General features: G+C 53.4%; 12 protein-coding genes. 6 read left to right on the top strand and 6 right to left on the bottom strand.

Annotated features, from left to right (window positions below; genetic code table 11):
• Window positions 1-88 precede the first annotated feature (88 nt).
• Window positions 89-724, bottom strand: a complete 636-nt coding sequence (gene comR / locus OGY04_RS08120; RefSeq protein WP_286585095.1) for a TetR family copper-responsive transcriptional repressor ComR — start codon at window positions 722-724, stop codon at window positions 89-91.
• Window positions 725-967: 243 nt separating this feature from the next.
• On the opposite strand from comR, the gene bhsA reads away from it, so the two are divergent.
• The gene (gene bhsA, locus OGY04_RS08115) at window positions 968-1,225 is read left to right on the top strand and encodes a multiple stress resistance protein BhsA (RefSeq protein ID WP_003030810.1); all 258 of its coding nucleotides are present in this window, start codon (window positions 968-970) and stop codon (window positions 1,223-1,225) included.
• 86 nt (window positions 1,226-1,311) lie between these two features.
• Here bhsA and ldtC read toward each other — a convergent pair whose 3' ends face one another.
• From ldtC to OGY04_RS08100, 3 genes are all read right to left on the bottom strand, one after another.
• The gene (gene ldtC / locus OGY04_RS08110) at window positions 1,312-2,277 is read right to left on the bottom strand and encodes a L,D-transpeptidase LdtC (RefSeq protein ID WP_032944376.1); all 966 of its coding nucleotides are present in this window, start codon (window positions 2,275-2,277) and stop codon (window positions 1,312-1,314) included.
• Between the two features lie 155 nt (window positions 2,278-2,432).
• Window positions 2,433-5,879 carry a transcription-repair coupling factor gene (mfd, locus tag OGY04_RS08105; protein WP_286585094.1) on the bottom strand — a complete coding sequence of 1,149 codons (3,447 nt, stop codon included), beginning with the start codon at window positions 5,877-5,879 and terminating at the stop codon, window positions 2,433-2,435.
• 118 nt (window positions 5,880-5,997) lie between these two features.
• A complete protein-coding gene (locus OGY04_RS08100; protein WP_258735606.1) occupies window positions 5,998-7,062 on the bottom strand; it encodes an acyltransferase family protein in 1,065 nt (354 codons plus the stop codon).
• Window positions 7,063-7,323: 261 nt separating this feature from the next.
• On the opposite strand from OGY04_RS08100, the gene lolC reads away from it, so the two are divergent.
• The 5 genes from lolC (at window position 7,324) to cobB (ending at window position 12,299) form a co-directional block, all read left to right on the top strand.
• Complete coding sequence (lolC, locus tag OGY04_RS08095) at window positions 7,324-8,523, top strand: lipoprotein-releasing ABC transporter permease subunit LolC (RefSeq protein ID WP_032934420.1); 1,200 nt, start codon at window positions 7,324-7,326, stop codon at window positions 8,521-8,523.
• Window positions 8,516-9,217: a lipoprotein-releasing ABC transporter ATP-binding protein LolD gene (lolD, locus tag OGY04_RS08090; protein WP_003832278.1), complete on the top strand. Its 702-nt coding sequence runs from the start codon at window positions 8,516-8,518 to the stop codon at window positions 9,215-9,217. Before lolC ends, lolD begins: the two co-directional genes overlap by 8 nt.
• On the top strand, window positions 9,217-10,461 hold the full coding sequence (gene lolE, locus OGY04_RS08085) for a lipoprotein-releasing ABC transporter permease subunit LolE (RefSeq protein ID WP_218659365.1): 1,245 nt from the start codon (window positions 9,217-9,219) through the stop codon (window positions 10,459-10,461). The genes lolD and lolE overlap by 1 nt, the downstream gene beginning before the upstream one ends.
• An 89-nt stretch (window positions 10,462-10,550) precedes the next feature.
• On the top strand, window positions 10,551-11,462 hold the full coding sequence (gene nagK, locus OGY04_RS08080; RefSeq protein ID WP_020996481.1) for an N-acetylglucosamine kinase: 912 nt from the start codon (window positions 10,551-10,553) through the stop codon (window positions 11,460-11,462).
• A 15-nt stretch (window positions 11,463-11,477) separates the two neighbouring features.
• On the top strand, window positions 11,478-12,299 hold the full coding sequence (gene cobB / locus OGY04_RS08075; protein WP_003832281.1) for a Sir2 family NAD+-dependent deacetylase: 822 nt from the start codon (window positions 11,478-11,480) through the stop codon (window positions 12,297-12,299).
• Between the two features lie 21 nt (window positions 12,300-12,320).
• Here the strand turns inward: cobB and OGY04_RS08070 are convergent, their stop codons facing one another.
• Window positions 12,321-12,827 carry a methyltransferase family protein gene (locus OGY04_RS08070; RefSeq protein ID WP_235124158.1) on the bottom strand — a complete coding sequence of 169 codons (507 nt, stop codon included), beginning with the start codon at window positions 12,825-12,827 and terminating at the stop codon, window positions 12,321-12,323.
• 137 nt (window positions 12,828-12,964) lie between these two features.
• A complete protein-coding gene (gene potD / locus OGY04_RS08065) occupies window positions 12,965-14,011 on the bottom strand; it encodes a spermidine/putrescine ABC transporter substrate-binding protein PotD (RefSeq protein WP_003030797.1) in 1,047 nt (348 codons plus the stop codon).
• Window positions 14,012-14,032 lie beyond the last annotated feature (21 nt).

Below are 14,032 nucleotides of genomic sequence, written 5' to 3'. Positions count from 1 at the left end.
AAATGTAGGGACAATAGAACGGGAATCTAACCGGGGGCTTTATCAGCTCCCGGTGGTGTGAGTACAGCGGGGGAATTGCGGGAAAGGGTTAAGCTTTGACGAGTTCGGGCCACAGCCGCAGAGTTGTGTGTGCGATCTGCATCAGTTTTTCAAACGTTGCGCCTTCACGGGCGCTGATCGACATACCTTGTAAAATACAGTTCAGGTATTCGGCCAGTTTTTGCACGTCGCAATGGGCCGGAATTTCGCCTTGTTGCTGGCGCTGGTGAAGGAACTGGGTAAGCGTCTGTTCCTGCATTGCATGGCGGGATTTCACCGTGTGCGCAATATCGCGGGAAGAGGCTGCCAGCGTCGCAGAAGTATTAATCATGAAACATCCAGCCGGGGTGTCCTTGCTGGTAAAGCAGGTCGCTATAGCGGTGAAATAGTCTTCCAGTGCGGACTCAAGGCTTTTTTCTTCACAAAACAGCTGGGCTTCGTGTTTCGCCGCAAAGCGGGTGATGTAGCGGTCCAGTACGGCACGGAACAACCCTTCTTTATTGGTGAACTCCGCATACAGCGTGGGCGCTTTTGCGCCGGTGGCTTCCACAAGATCGGCGAGCGAGGTCGCTTCATATCCGTGCTGCCAGAAGAGTGTCATGGCCTTATCAAGCGCGGCTTCCCTGTCGAACACTTTTGGTCGGCCACGGCTTTTTTTTGCACAACCTGTCGTTTCAGTTGTCATGGCGCCGATGTACCTTTGTTGGGTTTATTGAATAACCATTATAAAAATATTCGACTGCACACTCCAGCGGATTCACGATAAAAATAATTTATAGCTATTAGTATGAAAAATAAGACCTTTATATTTTATATAACGATCATTATAAAAAAATGTTGACGTGTGACCTGGATCACATCTATGATTTACCTATCGATCGTTAAGTTAATCTTTTCGACACCCATTCATCTGCTAAAGGTCACTATTATGAAAAACGTAAAAACACTGTTTGTTGCTGCTGTTCTTAGCTCACTGTCATTTGCAAGCTTTGCCGCTGTTGAAGTTCAATCCACTCCTGCGGGCCAAGAGAAAGTCGGTACTATTTCTGCGAATGCGGGGACTAACTTAGGTTCTTTGGAAGATCAACTGGCGCAGAAAGCCGATGAGATGGGTGCGAAGTCTTTCCGTATTACTTCCGTTACCGGTCCTAACACTCTTCACGGAACTGCTGTTATCTACAAATAAGATTTAACCCATCGCAATGCCACTGCGAGTTAAATAAAAAACCCCCGCGGAATAAAATCCAGCGGGGGTTTTTTTATACGCTACGTTTACAGCGGTTGTTGAGCAACGTCATGATGACGGGTCACATCGACCGGCATGCCTGAGCGAATCTCCATCGCATGATCCATGACGGCGGTATCTGTTTGCGCCGCATTTTTAAATGTCTGCATGGACGCGTTCAGCACGATCGGCAGCAGTTGCGGGTCGTCATTGATTTTTTCGGACAGCGGTTGGTGTACTTCCACCAGGCGCACGCCGTTAGGCTCAACGGATGCTTTGATCGGCGTATTGATAATATTGACCTTAGTTCCGGGCGTTACCTGACGGAACAGGGTTTCGATATCACCGTCGCGCAGACGAATACAGCCGGAACTGACGCGCATTCCGATGCCAAAATCAGCATTTGTACCGTGCAACAGGTACACGCCGCCGTATGCCGCTAAGCGAATCGCATGATGGCCCATCGGGTTATCCGGACCGGCAGGCACAACGGCAGGCAGGTCAATCCCGTTTGCTTTGTATCGCGCGCGGATATTTGCCGTCGGCGTCCAGGTGGGGTTGGCGCGTTTATCTGAGATGGTGGTTACCATCGTAGGCGTCAGCGTGTCACCACCTAACTGGCCAATACCAATAGGATACACGGTCACCGAATTGGTCCCCGGCTGGTAATAATAAAGACGCAGTTCGGCGAGGTTGATAACAATACCTTCGCGCGGGGCATCAGGTAGCAGAGTTTGTAACGGGATCGTCAAAACGCTGCCCGGACGTGGTACGTAAGGGTCAACGCCAGGGTTGGCCTGCAGCAGCGCGAGAAAGCCGACATTGTACTTTTTAGCAATCGCTTCCAGAGAACCGCCATTGTCTTCAACAACGTGAACGGCATTCTGACCCACCAGACGGCTTCCCGGTGGCGGCAGCGGCCAGGTGTTTGCCTGAGCCGGAAGTGCTAACGCGAATGTCGCTGCAAGCGTAAAAAACGCGAGCCAGCGAGAGAGTCGTTTATTGTTTAACATCACCATAAATCCATTGTTTTTACGTGGTTTTTATTATGTAAAAGTAAACGAGAATTATGGCTGTTTGCTGTGTCGGGAAGTGCAGGGAAGTGCAAAGAGTTTGTAAATTCATCTGGCCGGGTGAGTGGTGTGCTCACCCGGCCTGTTCACTATGCTTATGCTACGGCGTTTTCTTCAAGCTGACGCATAAACTGGCGGACCCAGTCGATCCGCGTTTTACGCTCGCTCAACTCCTGCATGAATTTCAGCCGGGTTGGACCGTCCAGACGGAAGTGCTGCGGCTGCTTTTGCAGTAAACCAATCAGCCAGACCGGGTTGACGTGGTTTTTCTCGGCAAATTCAATGGTACCGCCTTTTTCATTGCCTTCGAGCTTTCTGATCCCCAGTTTCTGCGCCTGCTGGCGTAAACGGGCGATATCCAGCAGCGTACGGGCCGGATCGGGCAGCAGACCAAAACGGTCTATCAGCTCGACCTTAATTTCTTCCAGCTCGTTTTCGCCTTTCGCACTGGCAATACGCTTGTAGAACGACAGTCGCGTGTTGACATCGGGAATATAGTCATCCGGCAGCAGAGACGGCATGCGCAGTTCAACTTCGGTTTGCTGGCTGGTGAGATCTTCCAGTGACGGCTCACGCCCTTCTTTGAGCGCATCGACCGCGTTTTCCAGCAGTTCCATATACAGCGAGAAGCCGATGCTTTCCATGGAACCACTCTGATCTTCACCCAGTAATTCCCCGGCGCCGCGAATTTCGAGGTCGTGGGTCGCCAGCGCAAAACCTGCACCCAAATCTTCCAGCGAGGCGATGGCTTCCAGACGTTTTTGCGCGTCGGTGGTCATTGCTTTCGGATGCGGCGTCAGCAGCCAGGCGTAAGCCTGGTGGTGAGAACGTCCCACACGACCGCGCAGCTGGTGTAATTGCGCTAAACCGAAGTGATCCGCTCGTTCGATGATGATGGTGTTAGCGGTGGGGATGTCGATCCCGGTTTCGATAATGGTGGTACACACCAGCACGTTAAAACGCTGATGGTGGAAATCGTTCATCACGCGTTCCAGTTCGCGCTCGCGCATTTGTCCGTGACCGATACCAATACGCGCTTCCGGCACCAGTTCTGCTAATCTGTCAGCGGTTTTCTGGATGTTTTCGACGTCGTTAAACAGATAATAAACTTGTCCCCCGCGCAGAACTTCACGCAGGATCGCCTCGCGTACCACCAGGTTGTCGTATTCGCGCACGAAGGTTTTGACCGCCAGACGACGAGCGGGTGGCGTGGCGATAATCGACAGATCGCGCATGCCGCTCATTGCCATATTGAGCGTACGTGGAATTGGCGTTGCCGTCAGGGTCAGAATATCGACATCTGCGCGCATCGCCTTGATGCGTTCTTTGTGGCGCACGCCGAAACGGTGCTCTTCATCGACAATCAGCAGACCCAGATCTTTTAACTTCACATCCGCTTGCAGCAGTTTGTGCGTGCCGATGAGAATATCAATTTTTCCCTCGGCAACTTGCTCCAGAATCTGCGCTTGCTCTTTGGCGCTACGGAAACGGGACAACATCTCAATGCGTACCGGCCAGTTGGCAAAGCGGTCGCGGAAGTTGTCGAAGTGCTGCTGTGCGAGCAGGGTGGTCGGCACCAGCACGGCAACCTGCTTGTGGTTCTCTACGGCGAGAAAGGCCGCGCGCATCGCGACTTCGGTTTTACCAAAGCCGACGTCGCCGCAGACCAGTCGGTCCATGGCCAGCGGTTGACACATATCGCTGAGTACCGCGTTAATCGCCTGCGCCTGGTCAGGCGTGGTTTCAAACGGGAAGCTGTCGCAAAACAGCTGATACTGTTCACTGTCATGCTTAAAGGCAAAGCCTTCTTTCGCCGCGCGCTGGGCATAAATATCCAGCAGCTCTGCCGCAACATCGCGCACCTTCTCAGCGGCTTTCTGTCGGGCACGTGACCAGGCATCGCCGCCAAGTTTATGCAGCGGCGCATTCTCTTCTGCGCCACCTGCATAGCGGCTGATCAGATGCAGTGACGACACCGGCACGTACAGTTTGGCGTCGTTGGCATAGGTGAGCATCAGATATTCACCGGTGATGCCGCCCGCTTCCAGCGTGGTCATACCGGCATAACGACCCACGCCATGCTCCAGATGCACCACCGGCTGACCGGGATGCAGCTCTGCGAGGTTACGAATTAACGTATCCGGGTTGATGGTGCGACGAGAATCCTGGCGGCGGCGCGCCACGCGTTCCCCAAGCAGATCGCTTTCACAAATCAGCGCCAGATTGCGTTTGCTATCGATGAAGCCGTGCTCAGCTGCGCCAATCATCAGATAACGACCGTTATCTACGGCTTCATCGAGTCGCAATATCCGCTTCGGCGCCACTTTGATACGGGCGAGCAGTTCGCCAAGTGCTTCACGGCGGCCTTCACTTTCCACCGAGAAAATCACCGGACCGGTGAAGCCTTCAAGGAATTTACGTAACGCATCTAACGGCTCTTTTTGCTGTGCCTGAACGGCGATATCCGGCAGCTTCTGGAACCCGAGGTTAGTATTCGCTGCTTTGTTCGCCAGACTCTCGGTTTTCAGTTGAACGCGCGGCCAGCGTTTAAGTTCAGAAAAAAGCTCATCAACCCGCAGCCACAGCGATTCCGGCGGCAGAAGTGGGCGCATCGGATCAACACCGCGATTTTCAAAGCGTGACAGGGTATCGGCCTGGAAGCGTTCTGCGCTGGTCTCGATATCACCGGTATTCACCAATAACGTATTGGCGGGGAAGTAGCTGAACAGCGGCGGCAGCGGCTCGCTGAAAAACAGCGGTTGCCAGTATTCAATACCCGCAGGTAACGTGCCTTTGCTGACCTGCTGGTAAATATGTTCGGCGTCGCGTTTCACCTCAAAGGTATCACGCCACTGGCTGCGGAATAGCTCGATGGCCGTTTTGTCAGTCGGGAATTCGTGTGCGGGAAGCAAATTAATGGCATCGACTTCTTCCAGCGTGCGCTGGGTGTCGGTATCAAACAGACGCAGGCTGTCGATTTCGTCATCAAAGAAATCCAGACGATAAGGCAACTCGCTGCCCATCGGGAACAAATCCAACAACGCGCCGCGTGTGGCGTATTCGCCGTGTTCCATGACCTGATCAACATGGCGATAGCCCGCACTGTCCAGCTGTTCGCGCAGGGCGTCGCGAGAAAGCCTCTGACCTTTTTTCATGACCAGCGCATGGCCGTGCAGATAGCTGTGCGGACAGACACGCTGCATCAGGGTATTTACCGGAACGATCAGCACGCCGCGCTGCATGGCAGGCAGCTGATACAGCGTGGAGAGACGCGAGGAGATAATCTCCTGATGAGGGGAAAAGCTATCGTAAGGCAGCGTTTCCCAGTCGGCCAGGTTCATTACCATCTGGTCGGTAAACTGACGAATTTCATCATGCAAACGCAGCGCATTTTGCATGTCCGGCGCGATCAGGACCACTGGACCCGCGTGATGTTCGGCGATTTCGGCAACCAGCGTTGCGCAGGCGGCGCCGGTAAGCTCACCCAACTGGCGCTGATCGCCTGCTTTCGCTGGGAGCGTGTAACGATGTTGTTCAGGCATTCGGTTGTCAGGATCTCGTTTAGATATACATCTGATAAGCAATGTTCTTTATTATCCGTGATCGTTTCTCATAAGCAAATTGATTCGCCCCCTGATGGGGGCAAAAAGCGCGTTGGGGTTAGCGCGAGACGGCTGATAAAGAAGGTGGAGAAAAGAGCAGGTCGGCCACTGTTTTTTGTGAAATTTTACGTACCAACAGGCCAAACAAGGTGCACAGTAGCAGGCAGGCGAACGGATACACCAGCAGCAGGGCCAGCTCCGCATATGCAGGCCAGGCGGTATGATTGATTTTGGGGATTAGCGTTAAGCTGAACAGCTCAACCAGAATACGGTGGGTGGTGTAGATGGCGATGGTATTGGCACCAATCACGCTTAACGGGCCGGACTCACGCATACCAAAGCGCAACTCAAATTGATAAAACAGCTTCATGATCAGCACAATGGAAAGCAGAGAAAGTAATAGTGAGACATTTGCCAGCCACGCGACGACGGCGGCGATTGCGCTAACCAGAACAATGACCGCATGGCGGCGCAGGGGCACCTCCTTGATCCATACCATCAGCGTTGCGCCAAACCATGCACCGAGGCTGTACCAGGGCAGATTGCGAATCACGCTGTTCATTCCCCACCACGGCGTCGGGACAAAATTGATCGCCACGCTCAGCACCACAAATAACGCCAACAGCGGCACCGCCCAGCGGCTGAAAATCTTACACAGAACAAAATAGACAATCAGCGCGTACAGATACCACAAGCTGGTGCTGGCGGTCAGCATTCCGTGGGTAAAACCCGCGATCGAATCGGCATACGCGGCGTTGGCGGCATGACTCAGATCGCGCTGTGGGGCCAGCCAGTTATTGAGCGCGACTAACGCCAGCCATTGCACCACTCCCCAAAGCACCAGCACCCAGGCAATGCTCCAGATCCGCTTATCCACGCAGGTTGTCCACGGGACGCTATCAATGTAGCGACGGATCAGATACCCCGAAATAAAGAAAAAGACCGGCATGCGAAACGGCGCCAGGTACAAATTGAGGTAAATCCAGCATTTGCTCAGCAGCTCTGAAAGCGGATGCTGAAAAGTAGTGAGGTGCGGGTAAAACGTGATTACCGAGTGGTAAATTACCACCAGACAAATACATAACCCTTTGATTTGATTAATCCATAGTTCTTTTTTCTTCATCGAGACGGCGTATCCATATTGTTGGCTATAGCCTGCCATCCTGCGCAACCCGCTGTGCGCTGTAATGCGTAACTGTCTGCATTTTGTTTTTTTAAGATAAAGATCAGGGACCCGGGCTGAAGGAAAGAGGGACAACTTTAGCGAATTGATTTATTTATACTTTTAGGAATAGTGCTGACGAACACTTACGGTTCAGTCATTTACCCATTCCGCTTTCGCTTATATACTCGTGACTTTGCTAACAGCAACCAGACGGATTTCATGTACCAACCTGTCGCTCTATTCATCGGCCTGCGTTATATGCGTGGGCGTGCAGCAGATCGCTTCGGTCGCTTCGTTTCCTGGCTCTCCACCATAGGCATTACTCTCGGGGTAATGGCGCTGGTCACGGTGTTGTCGGTGATGAACGGTTTCGAGCGCGAGCTGCAAAACAATATTCTTGGCCTGATGCCTCAGGCCGTACTCTCGTCTGAACAGGGTTCCCTCAACCCGCAACAACTGCCGGAAAAAGCGGTGGTGTTGAACGGCGTCAACCGCGTTGCACCCATAACTACGGGAGATGTGGTGCTGCAAAGTGCGCGTAGCGTGGCGGTCGGCGTGATGCTCGGTATCGATCCGGCGCAAAAAGATCCGTTAACGCCGTATCTGGTCAATGTGAAGCAAACAGATCTGCAACCGGGTAAGTATAATGTCATCCTCGGCGAGCAGCTTGCCGGGCAGTTGGGCGTGAACCGTGGCGATCAAATCCGTGTGATGGTGCCCTCGGCCAGCCAGTTTACGCCGATGGGGCGTTTGCCGAGCCAGCGTTTGTTTACGGTGATTGGCACTTTCGCCGCCAACAGCGAAGTCGATGGCTACCAGATGCTGACCAACATTCAGGATGCCTCGCGTCTGATGCGCTATCCGGTGGGTAATATCACTGGCTGGCGTCTGTGGCTGAACGAACCGTTAAAAGTTGACACGCTGAGCCAGCAAACGCTGCCGCAAGGCACCAAATGGCAGGACTGGCGCGAGCGCAAAGGGGAACTGTTCCAGGCCGTGCGCATGGAAAAGAACATGATGGGGCTGCTGCTTAGCCTGATCGTGGCGGTGGCGGCTTTTAATATTATTACCTCGCTGGGTCTGATGGTAATGGAGAAGCAAGGGGAAGTGGCGATTTTACAAACGCAGGGGCTAACGCCGCGGCAGATAATGATGGTGTTTATGGTTCAGGGGGCCAGTGCCGGGGTGATTGGCGCGCTGCTGGGCGCTGTACTGGGTGCCTTGCTCGCCAGCCAACTGAACAATCTGATGCCAATTATTGGTGTGCTGCTGGATGGCGCTGCGCTGCCGGTCGCTATCGAGCCGCTGCAGGTTATCGTCATTGCGCTGGTGGCGATGGCCATCGCGCTGCTGTCTACGCTTTATCCTTCCTGGCGCGCTGCCGCCACTCAACCCGCTGAGGCTTTACGTTATGAATAAGATCCTGTTGCAATGCGACAACCTGTGCAAACGCTATCAGGAAGGCACTGTGCAGACCGATGTACTGCACGATGTCAGTTTTTGCGTCGGCGAAGGTGAGATGATGGCGATTGTCGGCAGCTCAGGCTCCGGCAAGAGTACGTTGCTGCATCTGTTAGGTGGGTTGGATACCCCGACTTCCGGCGACGTCATTTTTAGCGGTCAGCCAATGAGCAAGCTCTCGTCGGCGGCGAAAGCGGAACTGCGTAATCAGAAGCTGGGCTTTATTTACCAGTTCCACCATTTGCTGCCGGATTTTACGGCGCTGGAAAACGTAGCGATGCCGCTGCTGATCGGCAAGAAAAAACCGGCTGAAATCACCGAGCGCGCACGGGATATGCTGAAAGCGGTAGGGTTGGATCATCGTGCCAGTCATCGCCCGTCTGAACTGTCTGGCGGCGAACGTCAGCGGGTGGCCATCGCGCGTGCGCTGGTGAATAACCCGCGCCTGGTCCTGGCAGATGAGCCAACGGGTAACCTGGATGCGCGTAACGCGGACAGCATTTTCGAGCTTCTGGGTGAGCTGAACCGCTCTCAGGGCACGGCATTTCTGGTGGTGACGCACGATCTGCAACTGGCGAAGCGAATGAGTCGCCAGCTTGAAATGCGCGATGGTCGCCTGACGGCTGAACTGAGCCTGATGGGAGCTGAGTAATGGCTTCGCCTTTATCGTTATTGATTGGTCTGCGCTTTAGCCGTGGTCGGCGGCGCGGCGGTATGGTTTCGTTAATTTCGGTGATATCTACCGTTGGCATCGCGTTGGGTGTGGCGGTGTTGATCGTCGGTTTAAGTGCCATGAACGGATTTGAGCGTGAGCTGAACAACCGTATTCTGGCCGTAGTCCCACACGGAGAGATTGAAGCCGTAAATCAGCCGTGGAATAACTGGCAGGAAGCGCTCGACAAGGTACAAAAAGTGTCGGGTATTGTCGCCGCGGCGCCTTATATCAACTTTACCGGACTGGTGGAGAGCGGGGCGAACTTACGCGCGGTGCAGGTGAAGGGCGTTGACCCGAAACAGGAACAGCGTTTAAGCGCGTTGCCATCCTTTGTGCAAAACCACGCCTGGGATAATTTTAAAGCCGGTGAACAACAAATCATCATTGGTAAGGGTATTGCCGATGCGCTGAAGGTGAAGCAGGGCGACTGGGTGTCGATTATGATCCCTAACGCCAGTGCGGATCATAAGCTACAGCAGCCTAAACGCGTGCGTTTGCACGTGACGGGGATCCTGCAACTGAGTGGTCAGCTCGATCACAGCTTTGCCATGATCCCAATGGAAGATGCGCAGCAATATCTTGATATGGGAACCAGCGTTTCCGGGATCGCGCTGAAGGTTAACGACGTGTTTAAAGCCAATAAGCTGGTGCGAGACGCGGGTGAAGTCACCAATAACTATGTTTACATCAAGAGCTGGATCGGCACCTACGGCTATATGTACCGCGATATTCAGATGATCCGCGCCATTATGTATCTGGCTATGGTGCTGGTGATTGGCGTGGCCTGTTTTAATATCGTTTCCACGTTAGTGATGGCGGTAAAAGACAAAAGCGGCGATATTGCGGTATTAAGAACCCTCGGGGCGAAAGATGGGTTGATCCGTGCCATTTTTGTCTGGTACGGCCTGCTGGCGGGTCTGTTCGGTAGCCTGATAGGCGTCGTCATAGGGGTGGTTGTGTCGTTGCAACTGACGCCGATCATAAACGGGATTGAGGCGCTTATCGGCCATCAGTTCCTGTCCGGCGATATCTATTTCATTGACTTCCTGCCATCGGAATTACACTGGCTGGATGTGATTTACGTGCTGGTGACAGCACTCGTGCTGAGTCTTTTGGCAAGTTGGTATCCGGCGCGTCGCGCCAGCAATATTGATCCTGCGAGAGTACTTAGCGGCCAATAACAACAATAATACACGACAGCATTCATGCTGCATCAAGGCGTAGCCAACGTAGAGGCATCTTGAAGGATGACGTGTATCAAGGAGCGGTGATGTATTACGGATTTGACATCGGCGGGACCAAAATTGCGCTGGGCGTGTTTGATAAGCAACGTCGTCTGCAATGGGAAACTCGCGTTCCTACGCCTCGCGACAGCTACGACGCTTTCCTTGATGCGGTCTGCAATCTGGTGACGGAAGCGGATCAGCGGTTCGGCATCAAAGGTTCGGTAGGCATCGGCATTCCGGGCATGCCGGAAACCGAAGACGGCACGCTGTACGCGGCCAATGTTCCTGCCGCCAGTGGCAAACCGCTCCGCGCCGATCTCAGCGCTCGCCTTGACCGCGATGTGCGTCTGGATAACGATGCGAACTGTTTTGCTCTCTCCGAAGCCTGGGATGACGAGTTCACCCAATATCCGCTGGTAATGGGGTTGATCCTCGGTACGGGCGTCGGCGGCGGCCTGGTGCTTAACGGGAAATCCATCACCGGACGCAGCTATATCACAGGTGAGTTTGGTCATATTCGTTTGCCGGTCGATGCGCTGACGCTGATGGGCTTTGATTTCCCGCTGCGCCGCTGCGGATGCGGTCAACTGGGATGCATCGAAAGCTATCTTTCCGGCGGTGGATTTGCGTGGTTGTATCAGCATTACTACCATCAACCGCTGGATGCCCGCGAAATTATCGCGCTGTGGGAGCAGGGTGATGAACACGCGCGTGCCCACGTTGAACGCTATCTGGATTTGCTGGCGGTGTGTCTTGGGAATATCCTGACTATCGTCGATCCTGATTTGGTGGTGATTGGCGGAGGCTTGTCGAATTTTACCGCTATTACGACGCAACTGGCGGATCGACTGCCACGTCATCTGCTGCCGGTTGCCCGGGTACCGCGTATTGAGCAGGCACGGCACGGTGATGCCGGCGGGATGCGCGGGGCTGCTTTCCTACATCTTACCGATTAATACAAAGAGGTTGTTATGCTGTCGCGTCGGGGTCATCGGTTAAGCCGCTTTCGTAAAAATAAACGCCATTTGCGCGATCGCCTGCGTCAACGAATCTTTTTCAGAGACAGAGTGGTGCCTGAATTGATGGAAAAACCAAGAGTGCTGGTACTGACTGGAGCGGGAATCTCCGCTGAGTCAGGAATTCGAACATTCCGCGCGGCGGATGGTCTCTGGGAAGAACATCGGGTAGAGGACGTTGCGACTCCAGAAGGATTTAGTCGAAACCCGGAACTGGTTCAGTCGTTTTATAACGCCCGTCGCCATCAGTTGCAGCAGCCTGAAATCCAACCCAACGCGGCGCATATCGCACTGGCAAAACTCGAAGCCGAGCTGGGCGATCGTTTTTTACTGGTGACGCAGAACATTGATAATCTGCATGAGCGTGCGGGTAGCCAGAACGTTATCCATATGCACGGCGAGTTGCTCAAAGTTCGCTGTTCGCAAAGCGGGCAGATTCTGGAATGGACGGGCGATGTGACACCGGAAGATAAATGTCATTGCTGCCAGTTTCCGGCACCGCTGCGACCACACGTAGTGTGGTTTGGTGAAATGCCGCTGGGTATGGATGAAATTTATATGGCACTGGCAATGGCAGATGTGTTCATTGCGATTGGCACATCGGGACATGTTTATCCGGCAGCGGGTTTTGTGCATGAGGCGCGGCTGCATGGGGCACATACGGTAGAACTCAATCTCGAACCGAGTCAGGTAGGCAGTGAGTTTGAAGAGAAGTATTACGGTCCGGCAAGCCAGGTAGTGCCTGAGTTCGTTGAGAAGTTATTGAAAGGGCTGTAACGGCTATCCGGATAATACTGTTTAAGCCTGTACAAGCTGGCGGTCCTCACGCAGGGCCGCCATAATCAAAAATCCAACGATGTAAAAACAACAGATCAGCCCCAGTGCGCTCAGCCATATGGGTAGTCGGGTAATGTAAACCAGGCTGCACGAGATAATCACCAGAATAATTCCGGTATACATGGGGTGCGCAATCCAGGCAAAAATGCCGCGCGTAACCCTTTTTGCACGAGGTAAATAGTAGCCTGTCCATGTGTGGCTCTCCCCCAAATCCCATTTTCCTTTGATGACCAGCGCGTTACCTACGATCGCCAAAATCAGACATCCCCACTCCACCGGACCAATCTGATGACTGAAAAACAGGCTATAACCAAAAACCAGGATCGGTATTAAAAAGGTGAGCCGTAGCAGGCGGGTTGCGGTGACAGGCAGCAAAGGACGAGCGTTTACCGGTTGCTTACGTGGGAGAATCACCAGCGTAAATACGATCAGATTAGCCAACTCAAGTAGCAGCCAGAACGTTGTCATTGGAAGCCTCAGAAGCCGGCCTGGAATACTGTAAGCATAGCCAGAAACTGGGGAGCGGGAATCAGCCGAAAGGCGTAAAAAGTAGGGATTGGCAGGTAGCAACCCGGCGCAGCGACGCCTGCCGGGTTGCACGAGTATTAGCGTCCTGCTTTTAGCTTCTGATAATACTCTTCGTAGATAGCGCTGGCGGAACCGACATCGTTTTGCCATTCCCCTTTGTTGATGGTTTCCGCGTCAGGGTAGAGCGTTTTGTCGTTCGCGACCTCAGGACTTAACAGCTTGCGTGCTGCCAGGTTCGGCGTCGGGTAACCGATAGTTTCTGCGACTTCTTTCGCGACGTCCGGGCGCAGCAGGAAGTTAATCAGCTTCAGCGCACCTTCTTTGTTTTTCGCGTTAGCCGGAATAGACAGGCTGTCCATCCAGAAAATGCCACCTTCTTTCGGCCATACCACTTCCAACGGTGTGCCCGCCTGACGCGCAACATACGCGGAGCCGTTCCACACCATTCCCAGATTGACTTCGCCTTCCATATACGGATTGGCCGGGTTGTCAGAGTTAAATGCCGCAACGTTAGGCATCAGCTTCTTCAACTCGTTATAGGCGGCTTCAATCTCTTTGGGATCGGTGGTATTGCCGGAATATCCCAGCTTGCGCAGCGCCATCTGGAACACTTCTCGCGCATCATCCGTTAACAGCAGACTGCCTTTGTACTCCGGCTTCCACAGATCGGCCCAACTGGTGACGGTTTTCGGATCGATAGCATCGCTGTTGACGCCAATGGCCGTTGCACCCCAGATATACGGGATGGAGTAGTCATTGTTTGGGTCAAACGGCTTGTTGAGCATTTCCGGATCGAGGTTGTGGAAGTTGGTCAACGTCGACTTGTCGATCTTCTGGATCATGCCTTCTTTACGCATTTTATCGACGTAATAGGTGGACGGGACCACCAAATCGTATGCGCCGTCTTTATAGGTTTTGAGCTTGGCGTACATGGTTTCATTCGACTCGTAGGTCGAATAGATAACCTTAATGCCGGTTTCTTTGGTGAACTGTTCCAGCAGACCCGGTGGGACGTATTCAGTCCAGTTATAGAAATAGAGCGTGTTGTTGTCATTCGCGTGAGCGGCGCTCATGCCCAGTGCCAGAGCACCCGCCGCGAGCAGGTGGCGTGACCATTTTTTCATCATTTAACGTCCCCTGAATTA

The organism is Citrobacter sp. Cpo091 (assembly GCF_030332645.1).
In the GTDB taxonomy this organism is placed as follows: domain Bacteria; phylum Pseudomonadota; class Gammaproteobacteria; order Enterobacterales; family Enterobacteriaceae; genus Citrobacter; species Citrobacter portucalensis.
This window is presented reverse-complemented; position numbering and strand designations above follow the sequence as displayed.